Origin of the sequence: Rhodococcus sp. HNM0569 (assembly GCF_012726205.1) — a bacterium.
Lineage (GTDB): Bacteria > Actinomycetota > Actinomycetes > Mycobacteriales > Mycobacteriaceae > Rhodococcus_F.
In genome coordinates this window covers 26819-53793 of the sequence record NZ_JAASAE010000020.1, presented here as the reverse complement: position 1 = coordinate 53793, position 26975 = coordinate 26819, and the positions used below count along the sequence as shown (strand labels likewise).

21 protein-coding genes are annotated in these 26975 nt (G+C 70.2%); 8 read left to right on the top strand and 13 right to left on the bottom strand.

Annotated elements, in window-relative coordinates; all coding sequences use genetic code 11:
* The 8 genes from HCA44_RS19325 to HCA44_RS19290 all read right to left on the bottom strand — a co-directional run.
* Window positions 1-563 (bottom strand): DUF222 domain-containing protein (locus tag HCA44_RS19325; RefSeq protein ID WP_169650950.1); only part of this gene is annotated, 563 nt, incomplete at its 3' end.
* 167 nt (window positions 564-730) lie between these two features.
* A complete protein-coding gene (locus tag HCA44_RS19320; protein WP_169650949.1) occupies window positions 731-4963 on the bottom strand; it encodes a TIGR02680 family protein in 4233 nt (1410 codons plus the stop codon).
* Entirely contained in the window at window positions 4960-6348 is a 1389-nt protein-coding gene (locus HCA44_RS19315; RefSeq protein WP_169650948.1) for a TIGR02678 family protein, read from the bottom strand. Before HCA44_RS19315 ends, HCA44_RS19320 begins: the two co-directional genes overlap by 4 nt.
* Window positions 6345-7820: a TIGR02677 family protein gene (locus HCA44_RS19310; protein ID WP_169650959.1), complete on the bottom strand. Its 1476-nt coding sequence runs from the start codon at window positions 7818-7820 to the stop codon at window positions 6345-6347. Before HCA44_RS19310 ends, HCA44_RS19315 begins: the two co-directional genes overlap by 4 nt.
* Window positions 7821-7901: 81 nt before the next feature.
* Window positions 7902-9044: a hypothetical protein gene (locus tag HCA44_RS19305; protein WP_169650947.1), complete on the bottom strand. Its 1143-nt coding sequence runs from the start codon at window positions 9042-9044 to the stop codon at window positions 7902-7904.
* Window positions 9045-9189: 145 nt separating this feature from the next.
* Window positions 9190-10287 (bottom strand): helix-turn-helix domain-containing protein, encoded by a 1098-nt coding sequence (locus tag HCA44_RS19300; protein ID WP_169650946.1) that lies wholly within the window; start codon window positions 10285-10287, stop codon window positions 9190-9192.
* A gap of 108 nt (window positions 10288-10395) precedes the next feature.
* Window positions 10396-11532, bottom strand: a complete 1137-nt coding sequence (locus HCA44_RS19295) for an MFS transporter (RefSeq protein ID WP_169650958.1) — start codon at window positions 11530-11532, stop codon at window positions 10396-10398.
* 83 nt (window positions 11533-11615) lie between these two features.
* The gene (locus HCA44_RS19290; protein ID WP_346764804.1) at window positions 11616-12512 is read right to left on the bottom strand and encodes a PAC2 family protein; all 897 of its coding nucleotides are present in this window, start codon (window positions 12510-12512) and stop codon (window positions 11616-11618) included.
* Window positions 12513-12692: 180 nt separating this feature from the next.
* Here HCA44_RS19290 and metH point away from each other — a divergent pair, with 180 nt between their 5' ends.
* From metH to hisG, 6 genes are all read left to right on the top strand, one after another.
* Window positions 12693-16262: a methionine synthase gene (metH, locus tag HCA44_RS19285; RefSeq protein WP_169650945.1), complete on the top strand. Its 3570-nt coding sequence runs from the start codon at window positions 12693-12695 to the stop codon at window positions 16260-16262.
* Complete coding sequence (locus HCA44_RS19280; protein WP_277350850.1) at window positions 16255-16926, top strand: HAD family phosphatase; 672 nt, start codon at window positions 16255-16257, stop codon at window positions 16924-16926. The genes metH and HCA44_RS19280 overlap by 8 nt, the downstream gene beginning before the upstream one ends.
* Window positions 16923-17759 (top strand): rhodanese-related sulfurtransferase, encoded by an 837-nt coding sequence (locus HCA44_RS19275; RefSeq protein ID WP_169650943.1) that lies wholly within the window; start codon window positions 16923-16925, stop codon window positions 17757-17759. The genes HCA44_RS19280 and HCA44_RS19275 overlap by 4 nt, the downstream gene beginning before the upstream one ends.
* Window position 17760: 1 nt before the next feature.
* Window positions 17761-18690 carry a pseudouridine synthase gene (locus tag HCA44_RS19270; protein ID WP_169650942.1) on the top strand — a complete coding sequence of 310 codons (930 nt, stop codon included), beginning with the start codon at window positions 17761-17763 and terminating at the stop codon, window positions 18688-18690.
* On the top strand, window positions 18687-18968 hold the full coding sequence (locus tag HCA44_RS19265; protein WP_346764803.1) for a phosphoribosyl-ATP diphosphatase: 282 nt from the start codon (window positions 18687-18689) through the stop codon (window positions 18966-18968). The genes HCA44_RS19270 and HCA44_RS19265 overlap by 4 nt, the downstream gene beginning before the upstream one ends.
* A gap of 90 nt (window positions 18969-19058) precedes the next feature.
* Window positions 19059-19910 (top strand): ATP phosphoribosyltransferase, encoded by an 852-nt coding sequence (hisG, locus tag HCA44_RS19260; RefSeq protein ID WP_169650940.1) that lies wholly within the window; start codon window positions 19059-19061, stop codon window positions 19908-19910.
* 82 nt (window positions 19911-19992) lie between these two features.
* Here hisG and HCA44_RS19255 read toward each other — a convergent pair whose 3' ends face one another.
* Both HCA44_RS19255 and HCA44_RS19250 read right to left on the bottom strand, forming a co-directional pair.
* Window positions 19993-20820, bottom strand: a complete 828-nt coding sequence (locus HCA44_RS19255; RefSeq protein WP_169650939.1) for a thioesterase family protein — start codon at window positions 20818-20820, stop codon at window positions 19993-19995.
* Window positions 20817-21707 (bottom strand): PD-(D/E)XK nuclease family protein, encoded by an 891-nt coding sequence (locus tag HCA44_RS19250; RefSeq protein ID WP_240945664.1) that lies wholly within the window; start codon window positions 21705-21707, stop codon window positions 20817-20819. Before HCA44_RS19250 ends, HCA44_RS19255 begins: the two co-directional genes overlap by 4 nt.
* Before the next feature lie 197 nt (window positions 21708-21904).
* Here HCA44_RS19250 and HCA44_RS19245 point away from each other — a divergent pair, with 197 nt between their 5' ends.
* The gene (locus HCA44_RS19245) at window positions 21905-22756 is read left to right on the top strand and encodes a tRNA (adenine-N1)-methyltransferase (protein WP_169650937.1); all 852 of its coding nucleotides are present in this window, start codon (window positions 21905-21907) and stop codon (window positions 22754-22756) included.
* Between the two features lie 79 nt (window positions 22757-22835).
* On the opposite strand, the gene HCA44_RS19240 is transcribed toward HCA44_RS19245, so the two are convergent.
* A complete protein-coding gene (locus HCA44_RS19240; protein WP_169650936.1) occupies window positions 22836-23354 on the bottom strand; it encodes a hypothetical protein in 519 nt (172 codons plus the stop codon).
* Window positions 23355-23534: 180 nt separating this feature from the next.
* Between HCA44_RS19240 and arc the strand changes: the two genes are divergently transcribed.
* A complete protein-coding gene (arc, locus tag HCA44_RS19235) occupies window positions 23535-25307 on the top strand; it encodes a proteasome ATPase (RefSeq protein WP_169650935.1) in 1773 nt (590 codons plus the stop codon).
* 100 nt (window positions 25308-25407) lie between these two features.
* Here arc and HCA44_RS19230 read toward each other — a convergent pair whose 3' ends face one another.
* Window positions 25408-25914, bottom strand: a complete 507-nt coding sequence (locus tag HCA44_RS19230; protein ID WP_169650934.1) for an NUDIX domain-containing protein — start codon at window positions 25912-25914, stop codon at window positions 25408-25410.
* Between the two features lie 29 nt (window positions 25915-25943).
* Window positions 25944-26969, bottom strand: coding sequence for a HEAT repeat domain-containing protein (locus HCA44_RS19225; protein ID WP_169650933.1), 1026 nt, complete (start codon window positions 26967-26969; stop codon window positions 25944-25946).
* Between the last annotated feature and the right edge of the window lie 6 nt (window positions 26970-26975).

Here is a 26975-nt window from a genome sequence, read left to right as displayed (position 1 = left end):
ATCTCGCCGGATTCGGCGTCCAGGTCACCGCGCAGCGCGTATCGGCCGGTGAGCGTGCGTGAGAGGTCGAACCGGTTGAGGTCGGTGCGTTCACTGTGCCGGACTTCGCCGGTGTCGAACGTCGCGTCCAGGGTGTCCTTCACCCGCCGCATCCCACCCACGGTGCCGCGTACCCCGGAGGCGAGGAAAAACGCCTCGCGGCATTCCCGCCGCGCCTGCGCGAATGCCTCTGGCTCGTCCACCGCATTGGGGAACCCATCGGGTAGGTGTTCGAAGAACGAACACATGATCTGTGCGTGCCGCGTCGACACCGAGCCGGTGGCGACCGCGTCCGCGATCTCCGGCTCCCGCAACAGGCTCGCTGCAAGACTCACGATTGCGCGTGCTTCCCCGATCTCCAACAGGGTGTGCGCTGCCAACCACGCCGCACCGTCGCGATACCCGGCCTCGACCGCCGCGCGGCGGACCTCGACCTCCCCCATCACCGCAACACGCCGCGCCTGCAACCCCGCAATCACCCGCGACAACTCGACCGCCTCCGCGAGCAAGTCACCGTCGCTCAACTGCCACGGCTCACCGCCAGATGTGTCTACTACTGATTCCCCCGGCCCCATGAACAGAGTCTAGTTCGAATGAATGTTCGAAGTCAATGAATATCTCGTCTGGAATCTGCCCGAGTCACCTTGCCGGACCGTCGGTCTCATGATCGAGCGCCCACTCACCGTCGACGTCAGACGACGTCGACCTCTGCGTCGAACTCGAGGACGTCACGTGCTTCGGGACGGATCCGCCGCGTGCCCGGCGAGCCGAGTGCCTCACTGAGCGAACCGGTGCCGTACTCGGTGTCGAGTCCTTCACCGGTCCAGACGACGAGCAGTGCGCTCACGGCATGCTCGGCGGCGGAATGCGACAGCGAGTAGTGCGCGCACGCAGGCACTTCGGGGCTCGTGACCCACAGGTCGTAGCCCGTCATGAACAGGTCGAGGTCGAATTGCACGCTCAGACCGAGCAGTTCGGTGCGGCCGTTCTCGTCGACGCCTGCGAAGGCCTCGTCGAGCGCGAGTAGTCGCGGCGCGTGCGGGTCGGCGGAGTCGAGCATGACGTGTGCCGCCGCGAACAGCGGAAGATGCAGGGACACGGACTGCTCGCCGCCCGACAACGCGCTGTGTCGTGCGACGGTGAGCCGCTCCTCTTCGCCGTTCGAGTCGACGATCGCGAACGTGAACGTGCGCCACGTGCGGTAGTCGAGAGCACTCGACAGGATTTCGGGATACGACCGTTCCGGGTGTGCGGCGCGCTCGGTGCGGATCCGCGACGCGAAGTACGCGCGCATCGCCGCGAGGTCGTCCCCGCCGAGCGACGACGCGTCCCTGTCGAGCAGCTTCGCGACAGCGCGGCCACCGTCGTCGAGTCCGTCGGCGAGCGTCCATCGCAACCCGATCGTGGCGCCCGAGGACATGCGGCGCTCACGCATCTCCGATGCCATCTGGGCGATGAGCGACCGGGCGTCGACGGTCCGTTCGTGGATCTGCTGCGCGAGGCCGGTGAGCAGAGCGTCCTCGAGAATGCGCCGCTCGGAGTCGGTGAGCAGCAGTTCCTGATCGGCCCGGGCACGGGCGATGCGTGCTGCGAAGTCCGCGACCGACGACACCCCTTGTTCGTCACGGACTTCCGCGACGATCACCCCGTCGGGGGTGTCCCACGACAGCTGGTAGCCCTGGCCTGTCGACGACAGGTCCGACTCGAACTCCTGCAGTGCCGTGACGACATTGGTGCGGGTCGACTTCGCCGCGGACTCGCTGTGCCGGACGCCGTCGGTCGCCGCGGTCAGCGAGGCGTACAGCGCGGCGACGACATCCGGCAGGACCGGGTGGGTGTCCACGGGGCTGTCGGTGGCCCGCGAATTCTCGTCGGAAAGGTCGGTCTCGACGCGGTACGCGAGTTGTTCGGGCGTCAGCCACGCCTCCTCGCGTTCGGGCCAGTCGGCGACCGGCGTCGCGTCGAGCAGCGCGAGCACGTCGCGACGCGCGTAGGGGCGCAGCAGTTGTGCAGCCTTGTGCGCCTCGACGAACGCGGTGAGCAGCGTTGTCGCGGCCGAATCGCGTGCCTGCTCGGCGCTGCCGACGCGTTTCGCTGCGCTCCCGGTCGCGTCGCGCGCGGCACGCTCGACCGCCTGGCATTCGTCGATCCGCTGCCGTGCCCGCGCGAGGTCGGCCTCGATCTGTTCGGCATCGGCGCCGAGGTTCTCGCGCAGCGTGTCCAGGTGGGCGGCGCGGGTCGCGTGATTGCGTTCCGCGTCAGCGGTGTCGGACGCCGCTGCCTCGGCATCCCGCTCGGCCTCGGCGGCCAACATGCCCGCGCGCTCGGCGCGTTCGACGGCATTGGCGGTCTCCCTGCGGGCGGTGACCCAGGTGTCGGCACTGTGCGTGAAATGGGTGAGTGCGGCCCGTACGGCGTCGAGGGCTGTCGGATCGGGTGCGATGCCGCGGCCGCTCGCGACGCGGCGCACGTGCTCGTCCTGTGCGTTCGCGTCGACAACCGACCGGTCGTGGTCCTGGGCCGCGGCGTCGGCGCTCTCCGTGCGTGAACGCAGCGCGCCCGCGGCTTCCGCGACGCTCGCGAGCGCGGTGGACACCGGCGCTGCCCGTGGGAGCTCCTTCGCGGCACTCGCCAGAGCGGACAGCAGTTCGGCGGCTTCGGCGGCGGTGTGGTCCGCGCGGTCGCGTACCGCGCTCGCGTCGTCGATGTCCGCGTCGAGTTGCGCGAGCCGCGCGCGCCGCCGCCGTTCGCGTGCGGTGGCCCCGATGTACTCGGCGTCGGTCTTGTCGTGGCGTCCCGACAGCAACCCGTGCCGGAAGCGCCCGTCCACCGCGGTCGCGACGCCGTCGGCCTCGAGCGACAGGGCCACCGACTCGAGCACCGCCTGTACCCGTGGAACGTCCACGCCCGCTGTGTCGTCGCGGTTCGCTGTGCCCTCGGGCTCGAGCACGTCGGCGAGCGACGGTCCCTCGGCGCGCCGGCCCGGAGCGAGGAAGCGGTCCGCAACCTCGGACGGTATGTCGTGTCCCTCGGGAAGCACCCATGCGTCGAGCAGACCGGCCGACTCGAGGGCGGCCTCGACGCCGCCCGCGTCCGTGGGATCGATGTCGTCGCGGAACCGCACGAGCCGCCACAGCGGCGCCCCGGGGAGTACGTCACGCTCCGGGGAGTGCGGCACCGTGGTGGGCGGTGCATCGTCGTGTTCGCCTGCGACGCGTGCGCGTTCGGCCGTGAGCGTGTCGAGCCGTTCCTGCGCGAGACGGCTGTCGGCACGGGCGTCGTGCTCGCGGCGACGGATCGCATCGGCTGTCGACGCGGTGTGTTCGTGCACGATCGAGGTGAGCGTCGGTGCCTCCGACTGGCCGAGGCGCCGGGCGCCCTCGCACAGCACATCGAACATCTCCACCCCGACGTCGACCGAGGCGTACAGGCCGACTCGGCCGCTCCACCAGTCGCGCAACGCCCGCAGGACGCGTGAACGCGCGGCCTCGACGTCCGCCTCGGCCGCCGCGAGCGCGGCTTCCGCGTCCGTGCGTGCGGCGACGGCACGTTCGGCGAACTCGCCTGCGCGGACACGTTCGGCGTGTGCTTTCGCTTGCGCGTCGAGCGCTGCGGCGACGACCCGCACATCCTCGGACCGCTGCTCGGCCAGGGCACGGGCGCGGGTGGCGACGGCCTCGGCGCCGCTCCCGCGCGCCGGGTGCCGGTCGTCTCCTGCTGATTCCCACTCGAGACCGGCGTCCCGCGCGCTGTCGCGCAATGCGGCGTGCGCGCGCTCGGCTGCCGCGGTGGCCGATTCGGCGGCCGCGGTGGCCTCGTCGAGCTCGCTGCCGCGGCGCTCGGCCGCGGCGCGGGCGTCGTCCTCGCGTCGCGCGAGACCTTCGGCACCTCGACGGAGGTCGTCGACAACTCGTGCGAGAGCGTCGATCTGCTGTTTGTCCTCGTACGCGCCGGACTGGGCGAGCGCCTCGTGGTTCGCGCGTGCCGCGTCCAGCGCCGCGTCGGCCGCCTCGGCCTGCGCTCGCGCGCTGTCGTGCGCAGCGGTCGCCGCTGCGGTCTCGGCTGCCGCCGCCCGGACCGCGGCGACGGCCGACTCGACGGCCGTGAGGCGTTCGGCGACCTGGTCGACGGCGCCACGGGCGTGCTGGCGTAGGTACTTGCGGTAGACGTCGACGAAGGAGGCCGCGGCGGTGTCGGCGGCCGTGAGCGCGTCGAGTGCGCGCCCTACCTCCTCCATGTCGCTGAACGAGCGCGCGGCCTCGAGTACGAGTGCATCGTCGAGGGGACGCAGGCCGTCGGTGAGCGCCCGGGACAGTCCTTTGGGGTCGAGATTCTTCGCGAGCTGTGGTCGGCGCAACGTCAGCACGAGGTTGATCAGCTGGTCGTAGCGCTGCAGGCCGAGCCCGAACAGCCGGGCGTCGACCGCGGCCCGGTAGTCGATCGGCCGGTCGACCACGCTGTCCGTGCCGACCTCGTCGACGAGTTGCTTACGTGTGAACGGCCGGTCGTCGTCGCCGAGCAGCGAGAAGTCGATGCCGACCCGGCCGTCGACGACGAAATACCAGCGGCTCACCTTGTCGGTGCCGCGGCTCGCCCGCATCCCGATTCCGACGGTGACGGCCTCGGGATCGTCGTTGTCGCCACGGCAGAACTCCATCCACACGTACGAGTACGCCGTCTCCTGTCCGCGGTAGAGCAGGTTCGACTTCATCGTCCGCTCCTCGCCGGCGAACGGATTGAGCCGCCGCGGTTCGATGCGCCCGTCGAAGACGAAGGGGAACAGCACCTCGAGTGCCTTCGTCTTACCGGAGCCGTTGGGCCCGCGCAGCACGAGCCGGCCGTCGGCGAACGAGAATTCCTGATCGCGGTAGTCCCACAGGTTCACGATCCCGGCTCGGGTGGGCCGGAAGCGGGCGTTGGTCATGCGGTTCCTACCTGTTGCGTGTCGGGAGCGTGGGCAGCGGGTGTCTCACTGGTCGCCTCCTCGTTGCCTGGAGGCGGATCTTCCAGTGGCAGTTCGGCATCCGCGAGGGTGCGGACGTCGACGACGACCCCGCGGTAACGCGCGAGTGCGGGCAGTGCCACCACACCGTCGTGGGTGAACCGTACGAGCGAGAGCCGATCGAGCAGCGCGAGTGCCTCGCGTCGCAGGCCCGGCCCGTCGGCCTGCCAACGGGACGCGAAAGTGGTGCCGTAGCGGTCCGCGATGCGCTCGACAGTCTCGGCCAGCCACGCGTCGTCGACGAACGGATGACCAGGATCGTCGTGGGTCTCCACACCGGCGACCGGTTCCGTCGGTGCGGGATGCGCACCGCCCGGCAATGCCGCGTCGAGCGCACAGGCGAGCGCTGGGCCCGATGCCGTGGGCATCGGGCGCCGAGGCATGTCGTCGGCGCCGAGGACGCGCTCGGCGATTTCGCCTGCGAGCAGCAGAGCGACCTGCGCGACGGTGCCGGTCGCGGGGAACCGGACGTCGGTGAAACGTGCGGTGGGATCGATCATCGCGACGCCCTCGCGGCGCCGTTCGGGCACGAGGCCGGTGAGCGCGCGCACCGCATCGGCCGTGGCCGGCTTCGCGAGCACCAGGCGATCGGCGTCGTCGAGCTCGTCCGCATGGACGACAGGGCGCTCGACGAGCGCCCGCCGCACCCGCCGGGTCCGCGCCGTGGAGTCGTCGCGGGCGGTACGGACGTCACCCCTCGCGAGGAAGGTGTGCACGCCGTCGAACCGGTCGAGCAGGCGAGGTGGCCGGAACACGGCGACCACGACCGACCGGTCGACGTCGTACAGGGCCTCGCCGGTGTCCGGGTCGGCAGCCCACCCGGCGGCGTCGCCGTCGGCGAGAGTGAGCGCGCCCCGGTCGGTGAGCCAGCCCACCGCGTCGACGAAGGCGTCGCGGTGGGCGGCGCGTGCGGTGTCGAGCTCGAGGCCTTGCACGCGCCCCGCCTCGGACGACACCCGACGAGCGAGTTCACCGAGCACGATCTGACCACCGGCGCGGCCGAGTACCGCGAGACACAATGCGAGGTAGGCATACCGCCGCCGGTCGAACACGCGGTCGGTGGCGGTGCGCGCGGGCACGCCTGCGCCGACCTCGTCGCGCACCGTGAACAGTCGCGCCGTGGTCTCGGTGATCTCGAGGCGGTAGCCGAACAGTTCGGCGAGGTCGTCGCGCAACTCGGTCGCCCAGCGGCGGACGAGGGGGAACGCGACACGATCCGGATGGCCGGCCGTCACGAGATGGTGCGTGAGGATCGTGCGCGCGGCACGCTGGTAGGAGTCGAGATCGAGCGAGGAGCCGCGGTTCATCGCGCCACCGCCCGAGTCGGTCGCTCGCGCGTGACCGCGAGCTCCATGCCGTCGAGGTGCATGCGCCCCCGCGCCGTGTCGACCACCGTCGACGACCCGCCCAGTTGCACCGTCACCCGAATGCCGTCCGCGGTACCCGAGATCGACGGTGTACCGGGCCCCGTACGCACCGACATCGCGGTGTCCAGCAGGCGCAACAGGACGCCCGTCTCGGCGTCGTCGAGCGTGCGGTTGTACACGCCGTCGCCCGCGAGCGACGCGGCCGCGTCGGCGCGCACCTTCTGTTCCGCGAGCTGCCGCTCGCGCAGTCGCCGGATTCCGGCGTCGTCGCGGCCGAGCTTCGCGGGCGCGCCGGGCGACGGCGGCTTCCCGGACTCGGCCAGCGTGCGTGACAGCGCCACTGGCGGTGCGCTCCACCATGATTCGGTGTCCGACACCAGATCGGCCTGCGGGTGCACCGCGCCGAGATGGCGGGGCCTGCCGAGGTCGAAGGCCGCGTCGAACAGCGCGTGCGCGGCGTCGTCGGACGGGGCGGCCGCGAACCACGCGGCGAGGCTGCGCAACTGGGTCTCGCGACTCACCCCACCGCGACGCGCCTCGGTGACGCGGCGCAACAACCCGAGCACCGCGGTGATCGCGCTCATCGTGGCCTCGCGCAGACGCTCCGCCTCGCCCGGTGCGTCCGCGGACCCCGCGAACCAGTGCGTCACCGCATGCCATCGCGCGCGCCACGACGCCGCACGCTCGTCGGCCGCCAGCAGGACGCGTTCGTCACTCGCCGCCGCGAGTGCGACCATGCGGTCGAGGCCGTGCCGCTCGACCTCCTCGATCGCGGACGCGAGCTTGGGCGCGTAGCGGGTGAGATCGAAGGTGAACTCGCGCATGTGTGTGAGCAGCGCGTCTTTGTGTGCGAGAAACGACTCGGGCGTCGCCTCCGTGGTGCGCATCGTGTTGCCGATCGACAGATAGAAGCGCGCTGCGCGCTCGGCGAGTTCCTCGAGCGTCGCGTCGAGCCGTGTCAGTTTGCGGTACACGAGTTCGCCGTCGCCGGTGCGGACGGCCTCGGCGAGCTCGGTGAGATCGGTGAGCAGGTCCGGCAGCGCGAGGCGCGCGAGGGACACGTCGTCGGTGCGCACGTGCAGCACGTCGTCGACCGCGCGGTACGCGTGGTAGCCGATCTGGCTGAACTGGTACACGAAGTGCCGGTTGCGGTACTCGGCGAGCGTGAGCGCCCGTGTGCCGTCGTAACTGCGTTCGAGGACGCCCCACGCGTGCAACTGTTCGAGGAGGGGTGCGAGTTCGGTGGGTGAGAGCGTCGCGTCCGGGTCGCCGTCGCCGATCTCGGCGAGAATGCGGGTGAGCTCGCCCGCATGCAGGAGAACCGTGTAGTTGGACCGTGCGTGGTCGAAGGCACGCAGCACCCACAGGTATTCGAGCCGCTTGTCGGCGGTGGTGAACGCGAACGCCCGCAGCCGATCGGGTGCGGGCTCGGCCGGGGACCGCGGCGGTGCGGGTGCGGAATCGTTCACCGTGACAGGGTAGGCGGTGCCGCGTTACAGCAGGGCCACGGCCAGGACGATCACGACGATCACCGCCACGACGCTCGCCGCGGCGACCAGCGCCGTGCGGGGCGCCGCCGTGCCGCCGTCGGCGTTCGCGCCGGTGGGGTCCGCGGCGGCGGGGGCGGACTCGCGCGTGAGCACCGCCGAGCCCGTGCGATCGGCGGCAACCGCGCTCGCCTCGGCCGCACGTGCCGTCTGCACCGACGGTGCCGCCTGCGCCGAGCCTGGTTCGACATCGACGACGGCGTCGATGATCTCCGTGATGTCGTACGAAGGCGGCAGACCGATCGGGGTCTGCCGATGGGTCGTCGGATTGAAGCCGGTCGCACGGATCGCGGCGCCGAGGGCCGCGGTCTGTTCCGGGCCGGGGCCGATGACGCAGTGCACCGCGAGCCGAGTGCTCACCGCCTCCGCAACGGCACGGATCGCGGGTGCGTCACGCGCGATGAGGCCGTCGGCCGTGACGACGACGGCGTCGAGATTCTCGGGCAGCCAGCCGAATGCGCCGAGCGCGGTCGCGAGTTGCGATGCGGGAGACCCACCCGAACCGGGGAAGCGGAATGCCTTGCCCGCCGCGACACCCGAGCGGATCAGCGCGACCGTCGAGACCGTGTCGTCGATGTGGTAGATGCCGACCAGCTGCCCCGGCTTCTCCGCGATCTCCGACTCGAACCACGCGGACGTCGCCTCCGCGTCGGACACCAGCGACACCGACGACATCCCGGAGTAGTCGAGTGCGTCGCGCAGAGCAGCGACGGAATGGGTGTCCCATTTCGTGGGATAGGCGACCATGACGTCGGGCCTGCCGCCACCGGCTCCGCCGCGGTCGGGCAGCGGCTCGCAGTCGCGGAGAAGGCATCGGATCGATCCTGCGACAAGGTCTTCCGCCCGGTACATCGTGTCGCCGACGGGCACGCCTTCGGGTTCGCCCACGCGCGCGAGATAGCCGGACACGGATGCGACGTCGGGATTGCCCGTCGGCGCGGCGCCGCCGAAGAGTGCGGTGCCGTCGGGCGACATGTGCAGGACGGTGTCGCGCACGATCACGACGGGGTCGGGTGAGCCTGGATCGTTGGACGCCACGACGGCCGTCGACACGATTCCGCCGATTCTCAGTCCGACTCCGATGGTCATGAGCGCACCCCGTCTTCCTCCGACTGTCGTGTGCCGGGACCGGTCGAATCCCGGGCGCGGACAACCCTAGTCGGTGCCGGGGAGAGGGTCCGCCCGGTGGAAGGTCGACCCGCCTCGATGGCGGCGGCCGAGAGCGAAAAAGCGGTCACGCGACGGGGATTCGCCACTGCTGTTCGTGCTCGGCAAGCCACGCGAGCAGGTGGGCTGCTTCGTCGGGCTGTCGTCCGCCGCCGCTCAGAAGATCCGCGCACGCCTGCGCGGGCGCGACGGCGCGCGCACCCGAGTGTGTGCCGGTGCGCTCGAACACGACGGGGGAGCGGGGAGTGGCGATCACGACGTTCGCGCCGTCCTCGACGGGGCGCAGGCCGAGCGCGTCGCCGAGCGCTTCCGCATCGTCGGCGTAGATCTGGAGGGACTGCAACGGTGCGTACTCGGTGAAGGCTGCGGCCGCGGCCGAGCCGGTGACCGCGTACACGAGATCCTGCTGGCGCGCGAGTGCGTCGAGCACGGCGTCGATGCCCCCGGGGGAGTGGAACGACAGGGCCTGGCAGTCGCGGAAGGACGAGTCGCTGCTCCAGGCGCGGAGCATCGCCTGCCAGCGCACGCGGGTGATCGGGCCGCGCGGGATCCGTTCGAGCAGTTCGCGTTCGGCGAGAGTCTCGACCACGCGGTAGGTCGCGCCGGTGGACGCGCCGGACAGCTTCACGAGCTCGGGGACGGTGAGCTGCCCGGAGAAGTCGGCGAGCGCGCGCACGACGCGGGCCGCGGGGTCGCCGGTCAGCTGGGCGGGCGGACGGCCCGGGCCGCGCCACGGGTCGGCGTCGGCACCGCGGTCACGTACCCAGATCGCCGGGCGCGGCGCCGAGAGTGCGGCGTTGCCGGTGGCATCGGCATACGACAGGCCGCGCGCGTCGAGCTGGCGGCGTACGGGCTCGGACAGGTAGCGGGCGCACACGAATGCGAGGTCGGAGTCGGACAGTGAGTCCGCGAAGCGTGCGACGTCGCCGGCAAGAACCCCGCGGGCGGTGATGACCGAGAACGACGCGACCTCGCCGCTCGGTGCGGTGACCGTGAGCCGCTCGGGTGCGTCGACGAGCGTGCGTGCCTTGGCAGATGCGATCGTCCAGCCCGGGGGGAGTGCGGCGCGCAGTGTGCCGACCGCGCGGCGATAGAGGTCGATGTCGCGTTCGGGGCGCGGCGCGGCGTTCTGGGGAGCGAGGCGGGCGGGCTGGTCGACGGTCACGGGCAGGACGTTACGAGTCGGTCCAGTACGGAACCCGGAATTGCCCGATCCTCGGCGTGTTTCGGTAGATCGACTCCGAAGCAGACGGAACAGCGAGAAATCACGAATTCAGCGCCGTCCGCCGGACCGCCCACGGGTTCTCGGCATCGCCATCGGTGCCGCAACCGCCAGGAGCACGGCAGGCAGTACGAAACTCGCCGCGGGCGACCACCCGTACACCGGCGTGAGGGCGAGTGGGGCGAGAGCGTTGCCCGAGAAGCGGAACGCCTGTACGACCGAGACTGCGCCGCTGCTGTTGCGCGCCCCCGAGCCGAGCACCGCAGCGTTGACCGCGACGAGGACGAACTGCGCCGACATTCCCGCGAGGAACCACCCGGCGGCGAGTGCCGCGACACTCGGTACCGTGCCGACGACGGTCACGAGAGCCGCGCCGCTCAGTGCGCCGATCACGATCGCGCGATACGAGCCGACGCGATCGATCGCGCCGCCCACCGCGCGGGCCGTCACGATGCCCGCGATGCCGAACCCGGTGAGGACGAGGCCGCGTGTCGTGGGCGAGAGGCCGAAGACGTCCTCGGCGCGGAATGCGACGAGGAAGTTCAGGCCGCCGAGTGCGCCCCACCCGAGCAACGCGACGACGCCGGTGCGCAAGACCGGCAGGGTGAGCGCGTCGCGCAGGCGGGGAGTGGACGCCGCGCCCGGCTCGCGTGGCGTCGGCAGGCCGATCGCGCCCATCACCGCCGCGACGACCGCGATCACGGCGAACGCCAGCCGCCAGTCGATCTCGGCGGCGAGGCCGCCGACGAGTGGCGCGCAGGCCTGCCCCGCCGCCTGGAACGCGCCGAACACACCCAATGCGCGGCCGAGCCGCGCGCGTGGCGTCACGGCCGCGAGCGACGCCATCAGTAGCGGCGTCGTGAACGAATTCGCGGAGCCCTGCACCACGCGCGCCACCATGAACACCGCGAACGTCGGTGCGAGGACGCACGCCGCCGACGCTGCGAAGTACACGCCGTACGCGATGCGGACGGTGCGCACACGGCCCCACCGCGCACCGAGCGTGCCGGAAAACAACATGAGCGCCGCGAACGGCAGAAGGTACGCGGTGAGGCTCGACGCGGCGGCCGACGGTGATACCCCCAGATCGTCGCCGATCTCGGGCAGCACCGAGGCGACGACACTGCCGCCGAACGGGCCGAGGAACCCGCCGCCGTAGAGAACTGCACGCTGCAACCGGCCACGCATCCCGCGGCGTCGGTCCGCCCCGTCGCGCCCGGTGAGTGCACCGAGGCGGTGGCCGTTCGAGCGGAAGCCGGGATCGGATTCGGTCACGAACCGAAGCTGCCGGGACCGCGCCTGCGCAGGTACCGTTCGAACTCCGCGGCGATCGCGTCGCCGTCGATCTTCGCGATGACATCGGAGATGTCGGTCTCGGCATCGCCGCGCTCCTCGAGCGAGCGCACGTAGTCGCCGACCTCGTCGTCCTCGGCGGTCATCTCGCTGACCGCCTCCTCCCAGTCCTCGGCCTGCGCCGGCAACTCGCCGAGTGGAACCTCGATGTCGAGGACGTCCTCGACGCGGCGGAGCAGTGCCACCGTGGCCTTGGGATTGGGCGGTTGCGACACGTAGTGGGGGACTGCCGCCCAGAACGAGATGGCGGGAACGCCCGCCTTGACGCACTCGTCCTGCAACACTCCGGTGATGCCGGTGGGGCCTTCGTACCGGGTCTGTTCGAGGTGGAAGCGTGACGCGGCGTCGCTGCTGTACGCCGAGCCCGTGACCGGGACCGGCCGGGTGTGCGGAGTGTCCGCGAGCAATGCCCCGAGGATCACGACCGTGTCGACGGCGAGTTCGTCGATCATCTCGATGAGGGTCGCGCAGAAGCTGCGCCAGCGCATGTTCGGCTCGATGCCGCGGAGCAGCACGATGTCGCGCGGCGCGCCGGGCGGCGAACACACCGACAGGCGCGTCGCGGGCCACACGATCTCGCGCGTGACGCCCTCGACCTGCCGCACGGTGGGCCGGTTGACCTGGTAGTCGTAGTAGTCCTCGGAATCGAGTTCGGCGAGCGGTTGCGCGTCCCACACGAGCTCGAGGTGTTCGATCGCATCGCTCGCGGCGTCGCCCGCGTCGTTCCAGCCCTCGAACGCGGCGACGAGGATCGGGTCGCGCAGAGACGGCAATCCGGGCGAGGCGAGCTCCGCGGCGGCCGTGATCTCCGACACGTCCTCGGCGCGCTCGCCGGGCGTCGAGGCGCGATCGGTCGTCGACTCGGCGGCGTCGTCGCTGGTCGCGCGGCTGTTGTCGTCGTCGGGACCTTCGGCCCGGGGCGACGAGGAACGTGGGGAACTCACGACACCAGCCTACGACCAGGCGCGTCCACGCCGCCCGATAGGCTGGAGGGCATGTCTGCCCCATATGATTCGGCCCTGCTCGATGCGTTGAACAAGCGCGTTGTCATCGGCGACGGGGCGATGGGCACGATGCTTCAGGCGGCCGACCTCACGCTCGACGACTTCGCGGGCCTCGAAGGCTGCAACGAGATCCTCAACGACACCCGTCCCGACGTTCTCCGCACGATCCATCGCGCGTACTTCGAGGCCGGCGCCGACGCCGTCGAGACCAACACCTTCGGCTGCAATCTGCCCAACCTCGCCGACTACGACATCGCCGACCGTATCCGCGAGCTCGCCGAGAAGGGCACCGCCCTCGCGCGTGAGGTCGCCGACGAGATGGGGCCGGGCCGCGACGGCATGCCGCGTTTCGTGCTCGGGTCGATGGGGCCGGGTACCAAGTTGCCCACGCTCGGTCACGCGCCGTACGCCGCGCTGCGCGACGCCTACACCGAGGCCGCGAAAGGCATGATCGACGGCGGTGCCGACGCCGTGCTCGTCGAGACGTGCCAGGACCTGCTCCAGGTCAAAGCCGCGGTACTCGGCAGCAGACGCGCGATGGAGGATCTCGGCGTCCGCTTGCCGATCATCACGCACGTCACCGTCGAGACCACCGGCACGATGCTGCTCGGCAGCGAGATCGGTGCGGCACTCACCGCGATCGAACCTCTCGGTATCGACCTCGTCGGCCTCAACTGCGCCACCGGGCCGGACGAGATGAGCGAGCACCTGCGGCATCTGTCGAAGCATTCGGTGCTCCCGGTGTCCGTCATGCCCAATGCCGGTCTGCCGCAGCTCGGCGCCAACGGTGCCGAATACCCGCTCACCCCGGAGGAGCTCGCGGAGGCGCTCAGCGGCTTCGTCGGCGAGTTCGGCCTCTCGCTCGTCGGCGGGTGCTGTGGCACCACCCCCGAGCACATCCGTCAGGTCGCCGAGGCGGTCGCGCACGCCGAGCGTGCCGTGCGCCGCCCGCAGCCGGAGCCTGCGACGTCGTCGCTGTACACGGCGGTGCCGTTCGAGCAGGACGCGAGCATCCTGATGATCGGCGAGCGCACCAACTCGAACGGGTCGAAGGCCTTCCGCGAAGCGATGATCGCCGAGGACTACCAGAAGTGCCTCGAGATCGCGAAGGACCAGACCCGCGACGGCGCCCACATGCTCGACCTGAACGTCGACTACGTCGGCCGCGACGGCGCCGCCGACATGAGCGCGCTCGCGAGCCGCCTCGCGACCGCGTCGACGCTGCCCATCATGATCGACTCCACGGAGCCCGCAGTGCTGCAGGCCGGGCTCGAGCATCTCGGCGGCCGGTGCGCGGTCAACTCGGTCAACTTCGAGGACGGCGACGGCCCGAACTCGCGGTACCAGCGCATCATGCGGCTCGTGCGCGAACACGGCGCCGCGGTCGTCGCGCTCACGATCGACGAGGAGGGGCAGGCGCGCACCGCCGAGCACAAGGTGCGCATTGCGGAGCGGCTCATCGACGACATCACCGGAACGTGGGGGCTCTCGGAGTCCGACATCATCGTCGACGCGCTCACCTTCCCGATCTCCACCGGTCAGGAGGAGGTGCGTCGCGACGGTATCGAGACGATCGACGCCATCCGCGAGATCAAACGCCTGCACCCCGACGTGCACTTCACGCTCGGCATCTCCAACATCTCGTTCGGCCTCAATCCCGCTGCGCGACAGGTGCTCAATTCGGTGTTCCTGCACGAATGCACCGAGGCGGGCCTCGACACCGCGATCGTGCACGCATCGAAGATCCTGCCGATGGCGCGCATCCCCGACGAGCAGCGGCAGACCGCGCTCGACCTCGTGTACGACCGCCGCACCGACGACTACGACCCGCTGCAGAAGCTCATGCAGCTGTTCGAGGGTGTGTCGGCGGCGTCGGCCCGAGAGTCGAAGGCGCAGGAACTCGCGGCGCTGCCACTGTTCGAACGCCTCGAACAGCGCATCGTCGACGGCGACCGCAACGGCCTCGACGAGGACCTGACCGCCGCGATGGACGAGAAGCCGCCGCTGCAGATCATCAACGAGACCCTGCTGTCGGGCATGAAGACGGTGGGCGAGTTGTTCGGCTCCGGCCAGATGCAGCTGCCGTTCGTGCTCCAGTCCGCGGAGGTGATGAAGGCGGCCGTCGCCTATCTCGAGCCGCACATGGAAGCCACCGACGAGGACGGCAAGGGCCGCATCGTGCTCGCCACCGTCAAGGGAGATGTGCACGACATCGGCAAGAATCTCGTCGACATCATCCTGTCCAACAACGGGTACGACGTCGTCAATCTCGGTATCAAGCAACCGATCTCGACGATCCTCGACGCCGCCGTGGACAAGAAGGCCGACGTCATCGGCATGTCCGGGCTGCTCGTGAAGTCCACCGTGGTGATGAAGGACAATCTCGAGGAACTCAACGGCCGCGGAGTCGCCGACCAGTTCCCGGTCCTGCTCGGCGGCGCCGCACTCACCCGCTCGTACGTCGAGAACGACCTCGCCGACATCTACGACGGCGAAGTCAGCTATGCGCGCGACGCCTTCGAAGGCCTGCGGTTGATGGACGAGATCATGTCCACCAAGCGCGGCATGGGCCCCGACCCGGACAGTCCCGAGGCGATCGCCGCCCGCGAGAAGAAGGCCGAGCGCAAGGCCCGGCACGACCGCAGCAAGCGCATCGCGGAAAAGCGCAAGGCCGCGGAGACGCCCGTCGAGATCCCCGAGCGCTCGGACGTCGCGGTCGACGTGCCGGTGCCCGCACCGCCGTTCTGGGGCACTCGCATCGTCAAGGGCGTCGCGCTCGCCGACTACGCGGGGCTGCTCGACGAACGTGCACTGTTCCTCGGGCAGTGGGGCCTGCGCGGCCAGCGCAAGGGCGACGGTCCGTCGTACGAGGAGCTCGTCGAGACGGAAGGCCGTCCGCGCCTGCGCTACTGGCTCGACCGGCTCTCCACGGAAGGCATCCTCGCGCACGCCGCCGTGGTGTACGGCTACTTCCCGGTCGTGTCCGAAGGCGACGACGTCGTCGTGCTCGCCGAACCGAATGCCGACGCAGCCCAGCGGTACCGCTTCTCGTTCCCGCGGCAGAGCCGCGGCCGGTTCCTGTGCGTTGCCGACTTCGTCACCTCGCGCGAGCGCGCGCGGGAGACCGGCCGCGTCGACGTGCTCCCGATGCAGCTCGTCACGATGGGTCAGCCGATCGCAGACTTCGCGAACAAGCTGTTCGCCGACAACGCCTACCGCGACTATCTCGAAGTCCACGGGATCGGGGTGCAACTCACCGAGGCGCTCGCCGAGTACTGGCACCGGCGCGTCCGCGAAGAACTCGTGTTCCCCGACGGCCGCAGCGTGGCCGCCGAGGATCCCGACGAGGTCACCGAGTACTTCGACCTCGCCTACCTCGGCGCTCGGTACTCGTTCGGCTACGGCGCGTGCCCCGACCTCGAGGACCGCGGCAAGCTGGTCGCGATGCTCGACGCCGAACGCATCGGCGTCAAACTGTCGGAAGAGCTTCAGCTGCATCCCGAGCAGTCCACCGACGCGTTCGTCCTCCACCACCCGGAAGCGAAGTACTTCAATGTGTGACGGTGTCCTGTGGGACATGGACGGCACATTGCTCGACACCGAGAAGCTGTGGGACGTCGCGGTACGTGAGCTGTCCGAACACCTGGGTGGTCCCATGTCGGACGAGACGCGCGAGGCCACGATCGGCGCGTCGAGTGCGAACGCCCTTGCCGTCGTGTTCGATTCGCTCGGCCTGGACAAGAAGCCGGCTGCCCTCGCGGAGGCGAAGGCGTGGTTGTTCGCGCGGGTCGGTGAGCTCTTCGGCGCCGGACTCGAGTGGCGACCCGGAGCCCGGGACGCGCTGCAGGCCGCACGCGACCTCGGTGCGCGCACCGCACTCGTCACCAACACCGAGCGCGTCCTCACCGAGCCCGCGCTCGACGTCCTCGGTCGCGGCTTCTTCGATGCGACGGTGTGCGGCGACGAAGTGTCCGACGGCAAGCCGTCGCCCGAGCCGTACGCCCGTGGAGCGGCACTGCTCGGGCTGCGACCCGAGCAGTGCCTCGCGATCGAGGACTCGCCGACCGGTGCGGCGTCGGCCACCGCGGCCGGGTGCCGCGTGCTCGTCGTTCCGGGTGTTGCGCTCGTGGACGAAGCCCCGCGGCGGGTGCTCCGGACATCGCTGGTCGGCCTCACGACAGCCGAGTTCGCCCGGGTGTGGGAGTCCGCCGAGGCGGCGCGATGAGCACCCGAAAGGTGGTGCTGTTCTACGTCTTCACCCCGCTCGCCGATCCCGAGGCGATCCGGCTGTGGCAGCTCACGCTCGCCGAGGCCCACGGGCTCACCGGCCGGATCATCGTGTCCGAGCACGGCATCAACGCGACCGTCGGTGGCGACCTCGGGGCCGTCAAGAAGTACGTGCGAGGCACTCGCGCGTACGCGCCGTTCGCGCGGGCCGACGTCAAGTGGTCCGAGGGTGACGGGCACGAGTTCCCGAAACTCAGCGTCAAGGTGCGACCCGAGATCGTGACCTTCGGTGCGGCCGACGAACTGAAGGTCGACGAGCACGGCGTCGTCGGCGGCGGCACGCACCTCTCACCGCGCGAGGTGCACGAGCTCGTCGAAGCCCGCGACGACGTGGTGTTCTTCGACGGCCGCAATGCCTACGAAGCCGCGATCGGCCGCTTCCGCGGGGCGGTCGTGCCCGACGTGCGCACCACCCGCGATTTCGTCGGCGAACTCGACAGCGGCCGCTACGACCACCTCAAGGGCAAAGCCGTCGTCACGTACTGCACGGGCGGTGTCCGGTGCGAGGTGCTGTCGGCGCTCATGAAGGCCCGCGGGTTCGGCGAGGTGTACCAGATCGACGGCGGCATCGTGCGCTACGGCGAGACGTACGGCGACCGGGGGCTGTGGGAAGGCTCGCTGTACGTCTTCGACGGGCGGATGAGCGTCGACTTCGGCCCGCACACGGTGTCGCTCGGCGAGTGCACCGGATGTGGCGCACGGACGTCGCGCTATGTCAACGACGAGACGAACGACCGTGAGCTCGTGCTCGTGTGCGAGGCGTGTAGCTGACATGCGCGGTGCACCGCTGCCGGTCCGAGACGGCCTCGGGCCCGACCGCGTGCGCATGCCCGCGGGCACACACACGAGCACCGTCGCGCGCTTCCTCGACGTCACGTACCCGGGCGAGGACTGGCCGGCGCGGGTGGCGGCAGGCGAGGTCGTCGACGAGCACGGTCGCCGCGTCACGCTCGACACCCACTGCATGCCGACGCGTTTCGTGTACTTCTACCGGGATCCGCCGCCCGAGGTGCCGGTGCCGTTCGCGCTCGACGTGCTGTATCGAGACGACACACTCGTCGTGGTCGACAAGCCGCACTTCCTCGCGACCATCCCGCGTGGCAGGCACATCCGGGAGACGGCCCTCGTGCGGCTGCGCCGCGACCTCGATCTGCCCGACCTGATTCCCGCGCACCGGCTGGACCGGATGACGGCGGGGGTGCTCGTGTGCGTGACGCAACCCCGGCACCGCCGGGCGTACCAGGAGCTCTTCGCCGCCGCGCGCGTCGAGAAGGAGTACGAGGCGACCGCGGCGATCCGCAACGATCTGACGTGGCCTGCCGTCGTGCGCACGCGCATCGTCAAGGAACACGGCGTGATGACGGCCCGCCACGAGCCGGGCGAGCCGAACAGCGAAACCCACATCGAACTCGTCGACGAACTCGGCGACCGTGGCCGGTACCGGCTCCGGCCGGTCACCGGGCGTACTCACCAGTTGCGTCTGCACATGCTCGCGCTGGGTCTGCCGATCGTCGGCGACGACTTCTATCCCGAGTTCCGGTCCCGCAGACCGGACGACTTCACCGACCCGCTGCAGTTGCTCGCGCGCCGGCTTGCCTTCACCGACCCGCTCACCGGACGCGAGCGGGTGTTCGAGTCGCGTCGCGCTCTCGCGCCCGCTCCGTGCAGGGGACCGCGCTGCGGCGAGGGCGCGTCGGCGTGAGACAATGGCAACCCGTGAAGACCTTCGAATCGCTGTTCGCCGAGCTCACCGAGCGTGCCCAGACCCGTCCCGAGGGTTCCGGCACGGTTGCCGCGTTGGATGCCGGCGTCCACGCGCAGGGCAAGAAGGTACTCGAAGAAGCCGGTGAGGTGTGGATCGCCGCCGAGCACGAGACCGACGAGGCGCTGGCCGAGGAGATCTCGCAACTGCTGTACTGGGTGCAGGTGCTGATGGTGGGCAAGGGGCTGAGCCTCGACGACGTGTACCGACATCTGTAGATCGCGTACCGACCGGGCCGGGCACGTCGCCCACGGTTCGTCCCGACTCACTCGTCTCTCCGATCCATCACGCTCCGAAAGGAAGCAGCCGTGCTGCGCGTCGCAGTTCCCAACAAAGGTTCGTTGTCCGAGTCCGCCGCCGAGATCCTGTCGGAGGCGGGATACCGCAGGCGCACCGACTCGCGCGATCTGACCGTCCTCGACTCGGCCAACGACGTCGAGTTCTTCTTCCTCCGTCCCAAGGACATCGCCATCTACGTCGGTTCCGGCGAGCTCGACCTCGGCATCACCGGGCGCGATCTCGCGCGCGACTCGAAGGCGCCCGTCACCGAGCGGCTCGCGCTCGGCTTCGGCCGTTCGACCTTCCGCTACGCGGCCCCGGCAGGCAGGCAGTGGCGCGTCGAGGATCTCGCGGGCAGGCGGATCGCCACGTCCTACCCGAATCTCGTGCGCGACGACCTCTCCGCGCGTGGCCTCGAGGCCGAGGTCATCCGGCTCGACGGCGCGGTCGAGATCTCCATTCAGCTCGGTGTAGCCGACGCGATCGCCGACGTGGTGGGATCGGGACGCACGTTGCGTCAGCACGACCTGGTCGCCTTCGGTGACGTGCTGTGCGATTCGGAAGGCGTGCTCATCGAACAGGCCGGTTCGCGCGCCGACGACTCCGCACGCAACCAGCTCGCCGAGAGACTGCGCGGCATCGTGTTCGCGCAGCAGAACATCATGCTCGACTACGACTGCCCGAAGGAGATCCTCGACGCGGCGCTCGAGGTGACGCCCGGCACCGAGTCGCCCACGCTGTCGCCGATGGCCGACGAGAACTGGGTGGCGGTGCGGGCGCTCGTGCCGCTGCGTGGCCACAACGCCGTGATGGACGCCCTCGCCGACCTGGGCGCGAAGGCGATCCTCGCGTCCAACATCCGCTCGACGCGCGCGCTGTAACCCGCCGGGCAGAAAGGGCCCGCTCGCCGCAACCGGCACGCGGGCCCTTCCGCGTACTTCCTCTTCCTCTGTTCGTGCGACGTCAGCGAGGCCGCACGAGCACCGTCTGGGTGATGCGGCCGACCGCACCCGCCTCGTCGTACAGCACACCGGCGCACATGCCGACCCCGTCGGGACCGACCGACGTGTCGGCCGAGACACCGACCCACTCGCCGGTCGGGATGCGGTGCACGTGCACCGTGAGGTCGGTGTTCATGAACGTCCAGTGCGCCGGATCGAGCTTCGCGCCGATGCCGTTCGACACGTCGGCGACGCAGAAGAGCCGCTCGAGCGCCGTCGGCTCCTCACCTTCCACGAGAGCGGGCGTCGGCCGCGCCCACACCCGGCCCGGCTCGGTGCCTCCGGGCGCGGTGACCCAACTCCAGTCGAGGGTGTCGAGATAGCCCGAACCCCAGCTGGGCCACATGTCGGTGGGTGCACCCGCGCTGCCCGGCGCGAGCGGCGCGTCGACGGTGCGTGCCACCGCACTCGTGTCGAGCGTCGCCATGCGCCACCCGTGGGCGCGGGCGACGGGGCGTGGGTCGTCGCCCACCGTCCAGAGCTCGGCGGTGAGCAGCTCGATCTGCTTGCCCGGCCGCACCGTCCGGCAATGCACGTCGAGCTCGGCCACGGGCACCGCGCCGAGGATCTCGACCACGACGCGCGTGAGCCGAGTGTCGGGACGGGCGTCGTGCCGCTCGAGCGCGCGCACCAGCAGTGCGGACGGTGGTGCGCCGTGCTGCATCGTGTCCGCCCACACGCTGACCGTGGCGGGAGTGGACGCGAAGCGTTCGCCGTCGCCGTGGGCCCCGGGCGGTGCCTGCCGGGTGGGTGCGGGCAGTGGGACGTAGTAGGCGACGTGCGACGTCATGCAGGAAGAACCTCCGTGGGTGTGGACGCGGACGGTGCCGCCTCGCCGCCTGCAGGCCGGCCCGGGTACGGCGGGGGAGTGCCGCCGAACGCCGGGCACAGTGCGCGATGGCTGCACCACCGGCACATTCTGCTCGGCGACGGCTCGTACGCGCCTGTCGCCCCCGTGTCGACGATCGCGGACCACATCGCCGCAAGCGTGCGCTCGACGCGTGCCAGGCGTTCCGCGTCGGGTCGGTATGTGAGGACGGTGCCGGAGCCCAGGTACATCAGCCGCAGTTCGCTCGGCACGGTGCCGCGCGTCCGGGCCAGCATCGCGGCGTAGAACTCGAGCTGGAACAGCGCCGCGGACTCCGCGCGCTCGCTCGGCGCCCGGCCCGTCTTGTAGTCGACGACCCGCACCTCGCCGGTGGGCGAGACGTCGAGCCGGTCGACGATGCCGCGCAACGGCACGGTAGGCAGGTGGCGGGTGACCTCCGATGCCGCGCCGGGTTCGATTCCCGCGACGCGGAGGGACTGTGCCGGGATCTCGGTCTCGACCAGCATCTCGCACAGGGCCGCGTCGACGGCGGTGGGGTCTTCGAGCGTGAAGTAGGTGTCGAGCAGGGTGTGCGCGTCGCGCAGCATGCCCTCGTGCTCGGCGGGCGGCACGCACTCCGCCACCGCGGCGTCCTCGGCCACGATGCGCTGCCACACGTCCACGGCGAGCGCATGCGCGCGTGCCGGGACCCGCTCCTGCGCGGGCAATGCGAACAGCGCCTCCAGCACGGCGTGTACGAGCGTGCCCCGCACCTGCGCGCGGCTGACCGGCTCGGGTAGTCGATCGACGGCACGGAAGCGGTACAGCAGCGCGCACTGCGTGAAGTCTTTGGCCCGCGACGGCGACAGTGCGGGCGTGCGACGCGCCGCCGCCGGCGAGCGTGCCGGATCAGGACGTGACCCGTGACTCGGCCGGGCGGGGCCAGGTGGTCCTGCGATACTCACGCCTGGCACGCTAGGCGAGCGGTGCGACATTCTTCGTGGCACCCGAATCGTGCGGGCCGCTCAGGTGGCACGCACCCGCCGGATCGAGGAGAGGCCCACGTATGCAAGCCCGTGAAGAGCGTCCGAGCGGACCGTTCCGTGTCGGAGACCGCGTCCAACTCACGGACGCGAAGGGGCGCAAGTACACGGTCGTTCTCGAACCCGGCAAGGAGTTCCACACGCACCGCGGCGGCATCCTGCACGACGACCTGATCGGCACGCCCGAGGGCAGCGTCGTCACGTCCACCAACGGCACGCCCTATCTCGCCCTGCGGCCGCTGCTCGTCGACTACGTGATGTCGATGCCGCGCGGCGCCCAGGTCATCTATCCGAAGGACGCCGCGCAGATCGTGCACGAGGGGGACATCTTCCCGGGCGCACGGGTACTCGAGGCAGGCGCCGGATCGGGCGCCCTCACGTGTTCCCTCCTGCGCGCGGTCGGCCCGGGTGGCTCCGTCGCGTCGTGGGAGATCCGCGAAGACCACGCCGAGCACGCGGTGCGCAATGTCGAGACGTTCTTCCGCGAGCGTCCGGCCAATTGGACGTTGACGATCGGGGACGTCGCCGAGTACGACGCCGACGCGCACGGCCAGGTCGATCGCGTCGTCCTGGACATGCTCGCCCCGTGGGACGCTCTGCCCGCAGTGTCGCGTGCGCTCGTCCCCGGCGGTGTGCTCGTCGTCTACGTCGCCACCACCACCCAGCTCTCCCGCGTCGTGGAAGCGATGCGCGAGCAGGAATGCTGGACCGAGCCACGCTCGTGGGAGTCGATGGTCCGTGGGTGGCACGTAGTCGGTCTCGCGGTGCGCCCCGAACACCGCATGCAAGGCCACACGGCCTTCCTCGTGAGTGCGCGACGGCTCGCCGAGGGCACCGTGACGCCGAAGCCGCAGCGCCGTCCGAGCAAGGGCTGACGGGAAAGACGGCACAGACGACGCTGCCCGCTCTTCCTCGGAAGAGCGGGCAGCGTCGTACGACGGAGTGCGACGGGGATCAGCAGGCGGCGCGGGCCATCCCGAGCAGTGCGCATGTGCTGGCGTCGGACAGCTTCCAGGTGCCGTCGACGTTCTCCCACGTCCACGGGGTGGGCGCCGCGGTGCCGTGCGGCGACTGGATCGCGACGTCTGCAGTCGCGGTGGTGCCGTCGACCTGCACATTCGTGACGTCGAAGCCGACCTGGTAGTTCGCCGTCGCGGCCGTCATCGCCTCGATGTTCGGCTGGCGCTGGTCACCCTCGACGACGACGGCCTGCTTCGCGTCCACCGGCTGCGCGGGATCCGCGAGGAGGACGAGCGTGGCCTTCAGGTCGTCGGCAGTGGGGGCGTCGGCTGCCTCGGCGTGATCCGACTCGTGTTCGGTGCCGCCGGACTCGGCCGCACCGGTTTCGGTGGCGGACGCGGCAGTCGCCGACGTCGTGTCGGCCGAGTCGGACGTGGAGTCGTCGTTGCTGCACCCGACGAGGGCGACGAGCAGCGCGGCGGAGACTGCGACCAGTGGCTTGCGAACTTTCACGGAAGTTGCCTTTCTCGCTCCGAGCACGGGGAACGTGCCCTGCATAGGTGAGGCTAACATAATCGAGGTCGGCGTCTGGGTAGTGTCGCGGCCGCCCGAATCGACGGAATCTCGTGTCGAAGCGGCACATCCGTCACCGGGCCGGTAGCGTTGATAGATCTTCACTGGGAGGAGACGCACATGAGCTCGACAGAGAATCCGGATCCCGTGGCAGCAGCAAGAGAGCTCGAGGCGTTGCGTGCAGAAACGCTTGCTCTCCGACGACAACTTGCGGAGTCACCCGAAGAGGTCCGTGAGCTCGAATCGCGTGTCGATTCCCTCACGATCCGCAACACCAAACTCATGGACACGCTCAAGGAAGCGCGTCAGCAACTGGTCGCGCTGCGCGAAGAGGTCGATCGTCTCGGTCAACCACCCAGCGGCTACGGCGTGCTGCTCACGGTGCACGACGACGACACGGTGGACGTGTTCACCTCGGGTCGCAAGATGCGGCTCGCGTGCTCGCCGAATGTCGACGCGGCGGCGATGGAACTCGGGCAGACCGTGCGGCTCAACGAGGCGCTCACGATCGTCGAATCGGGCGGCTTCGAACGTACCGGCGAGATCAGCACGCTGCGCGAGGTCCTCGACGACGGGCTGCGCGCCCTCGTCGTCGGGCACGCGGACGAAGAGCGCATCGTGTGGCTGTCCCAGCCCCTCGCGGCGGGCCACGCCGAGGCGCTGTCCGAGGACACGAGCCTCGAGGAGGACTCGGGCCGCCGCCTGCGGCCGGGTGACTCGCTGCTCGTCGACGCGAAGGCGGGTTTCGCATTCGAACGCATCCCCAAGGCCGAGGTCGAGGACCTCGTCCTCGAGGAGGTGCCGGACGTCGGCTACGAGGACATCGGCGGCCTGGGCCGGCAGATCGAGCAGATCCGGGACGCGGTCGAGTTGCCGTTCCTGCACAAGGACCTGTTCCACGAGTACGCGCTGCGCCCGCCCAAGGGTGTCCTGCTGTACGGCCCGCCCGGGTGCGGCAAGACGCTGATCGCGAAGGCCGTCGCGAACTCGCTCGCGAAGAAGATCGCCGAAGCGCGCGGCGAGGACACGCGCGAAGCGAAATCGTTCTTCCTCAACATCAAGGGCCCCGAGCTGCTGAACAAGTTCGTCGGCGAGACCGAGCGGCACATCCGGCTGATCTTCCAGCGCGCCCGCGAGAAGGCGTCCGAAGGTACCCCGGTGATCGTGTTCTTCGACGAGATGGATTCGATCTTCCGCACCCGCGGATCGGGGGTGTCGTCCGACGTCGAGACCACGGTGGTGCCGCAGCTGCTCGCGGAGATCGACGGCGTCGAGGGGCTCGAGAACGTCATCGTGATCGGCGCGTCCAACCGTGAGGACATGATCGATCCTGCGATCCTCCGTCCCGGCAGGTTGGACGTGAAGATCAAGATCGAGCGCCCCGACGCCGAGTCGGCGCAGGACATCTTCTCGAAGTACCTGACCGATTCGTTGCCGGTGCACGCCGACGACATCGCCGAGTTCGGTGGCGACCGCTCGCTGTGTGTCAAGGCGATGATCGACCGGGTCGTCGCGCGCATGTACGCGGAGAGCGAGGAAAACCGCTTCCTCGAGGTCACCTATGCGAACGGCGACAAGGAAGTGTTGTACTTCAAGGACTTCAACTCGGGCGCGATGATCCAGAACATCGTCGACCGGGCCAAGAAGTATGCGATCAAGTCGGTCCTCGACACGGGTGCTCCGGGCCTGCGGGTGCAGCATCTGTTCGATTCGATCGTCGACGAGTTCGCCGAGAACGAGGACCTGCCCAACACCACCAATCCGGACGACTGGGCGCGGATCTCGGGTAAGAAGGGCGAGCGGATCGTCTACATCCGTACGCTCGTCACCGGCAAGAACGCGAGCGCGTCGCGCGCGATCGACACCGAATCCAACACCGGTCAGTACCTGTAGACCACCACCACGCCTGTCGAGCACGACACCGAACGGTGTGCGGGACGCCGTCCCGCACACCGTTCGGTGTTTCCGGGTCTGTCTCTCGACGACTCGGCGTTCACATTCCCGAGGCGTCCCACAATGCGCGTGAGTCCGGTGCGAACGGCCATTGCGGATCCGCGAGGTGCTCGCGCAGCTCGCGCGTGGTCCACCACCACCCGTCCTCGATCTCGGTGGGCTGGTGCACTATCGGTCCGTCCCAACGAGTTTCGTATGCGAACAGGTGCACGCGGAGGGTCCGCCCGTTCGACGTGCCCTCCCACGCGGTGTGTGCGAGCGGCAGGATCTCGGTGCCGGTGACGCCGAGTTCTTCCGCGAGCTCCCGGCGCGCGGTGTCCTCGGGGCTCTCGCCGGGATCGACGACGCCGCCCGCGAGACAGTCGTGCATGCCGGGGAACACCGATTTCGTCGCGGTGCGGCGGTGCACGTACACCCGCTCGCCGTCGAGTGAGCGGACGAGCACTCCGGAACTCGCGTGCCACAGGCCTTCCGCGTAGACCCGCTCGCGCGCAGCCGTACCGATCTGCGTACCGCGCGCGTCGTACACGGCGACCACTTCGTCCATGACGCCATCTTCGCACCGCGTCGGCGCGTTCATTCCTGCGGGCGGTCGACGCCGGACTTTCGCGCGCGGGCCGCCGAGATCGCGGCGGCGGTGGCTGCCACCGTGCGGTCCGAGTCGCGCGCGAGCCGGGTGAGGACAGCGAGCGCCTGCGGTCCGGGGATCTCCGCGAGCGCCTGCGCGATACGCAGCCGGACGGAGGTCTCGGCCCCATTGTCGAGGACGAGTTCGAAGGCCTCGGTCGCACGGTCGCCCGGTGCGTCGTTCGCCGTCAGCACCCCCAGCACCTCGGCTGCCTCGACGTCGAGGTGTCCCTCCACGATCATGGCGACGAGGACGGGCACCGCGTGCGCGCTGCCGCGTGAGCCGAGGGCGAGTGCGGCGCGCGTACGCACCGACATGTCGACGTCGTCGAGAGCCCGCGTGAGCAACTCGCGTGCCTGCGCCGAATCTACGGCCGCGATCGCGGCGGTCGCCCGGCGGCGGACGTCGGCGTCGGACGAGTCCAAGCCGGCGGCCAGCACCTCCAAGCCGCGTCCATCGGCGCGGGCGAGCGCCCAGCGCAGCGCGCCCAGGACGTTGAGGTCGTCCTCGGTCAGGGCCGCTTCGGCCAAGGCGTCGACGGGCAGCGACGCCGAGCGATCGCGGGACAGGACCGCCTGCTGACGACGTGCCGCCGACTCCGATCCCAATTCCTGCAGCAAGGTCACGATGCCCAGCGTGTCCCTCCAGCCGGCGGGAGCGGCTGCGGCGACATGCTCGAGCCGCGTGAGCAATTCGGCTTCGGCCGCGATGCGCCGTCGCGTGTGGGTGATCAGTTCGTCCACGAGATCGACAGGCGCGAACGCCGGTTCGTCGAGAGCCCGCTTGACCTCGTCGAGGGACAGGCCGAGGGTGCGCAGGCTCTCGACGTGGAACAGCCGCCGAAGGTCGTCGGTCGAGTACTCGCGATAGCCGCCCGACGTGCGACCGGTGGGTGCCACCAGGCCGAGCGCGTCGTAGTGCCGCAACATGCGCGCACTCACCCCGGAGCGGCGCGCGACCTCACCGATCAGCACGGGGAC

Bases quoted from the DNA above. Each gene is read 5' to 3' on its own strand.
- arc (WP_169650935.1), top strand. From the start codon at position 23,535: ATGAGCTCGACAGAGAATCCGGATCCCGTGGCAGCAGCAAGAGAGCTC.
- HCA44_RS19275 (WP_169650943.1), top strand. From the start codon at position 16,923: ATGAGCACCCGAAAGGTGGTGCTGTTCTACGTCTTCACCCCGCTCGCC.
- metH (WP_169650945.1), top strand. From the start codon at position 12,693: ATGTCTGCCCCATATGATTCGGCCCTGCTCGATGCGTTGAACAAGCGC.
- HCA44_RS19295 (WP_169650958.1), bottom strand. From the start codon at position 11,532: ATGCGTGGCCGGTTGCAGCGTGCAGTTCTCTACGGCGGCGGGTTCCTC.
- HCA44_RS19315 (WP_169650948.1), bottom strand. From the start codon at position 6,348: ATGAACCGCGGCTCCTCGCTCGATCTCGACTCCTACCAGCGTGCCGCG.
- HCA44_RS19270 (WP_169650942.1), top strand. From the start codon at position 17,761: ATGCGCGGTGCACCGCTGCCGGTCCGAGACGGCCTCGGGCCCGACCGC.
- HCA44_RS19245 (WP_169650937.1), top strand. From the start codon at position 21,905: ATGCAAGCCCGTGAAGAGCGTCCGAGCGGACCGTTCCGTGTCGGAGAC.
- HCA44_RS19320 (WP_169650949.1), bottom strand. From the start codon at position 4,963: ATGACCAACGCCCGCTTCCGGCCCACCCGAGCCGGGATCGTGAACCTG.
- HCA44_RS19255 (WP_169650939.1), bottom strand. From the start codon at position 20,820: ATGACGTCGCACGTCGCCTACTACGTCCCACTGCCCGCACCCACCCGG.
- HCA44_RS19230 (WP_169650934.1), bottom strand. From the start codon at position 25,914: ATGGACGAAGTGGTCGCCGTGTACGACGCGCGCGGTACGCAGATCGGT.
- HCA44_RS19280 (WP_277350850.1), top strand. From the start codon at position 16,255: ATGTGTGACGGTGTCCTGTGGGACATGGACGGCACATTGCTCGACACC.
- HCA44_RS19305 (WP_169650947.1), bottom strand. From the start codon at position 9,044: ATGACCATCGGAGTCGGACTGAGAATCGGCGGAATCGTGTCGACGGCC.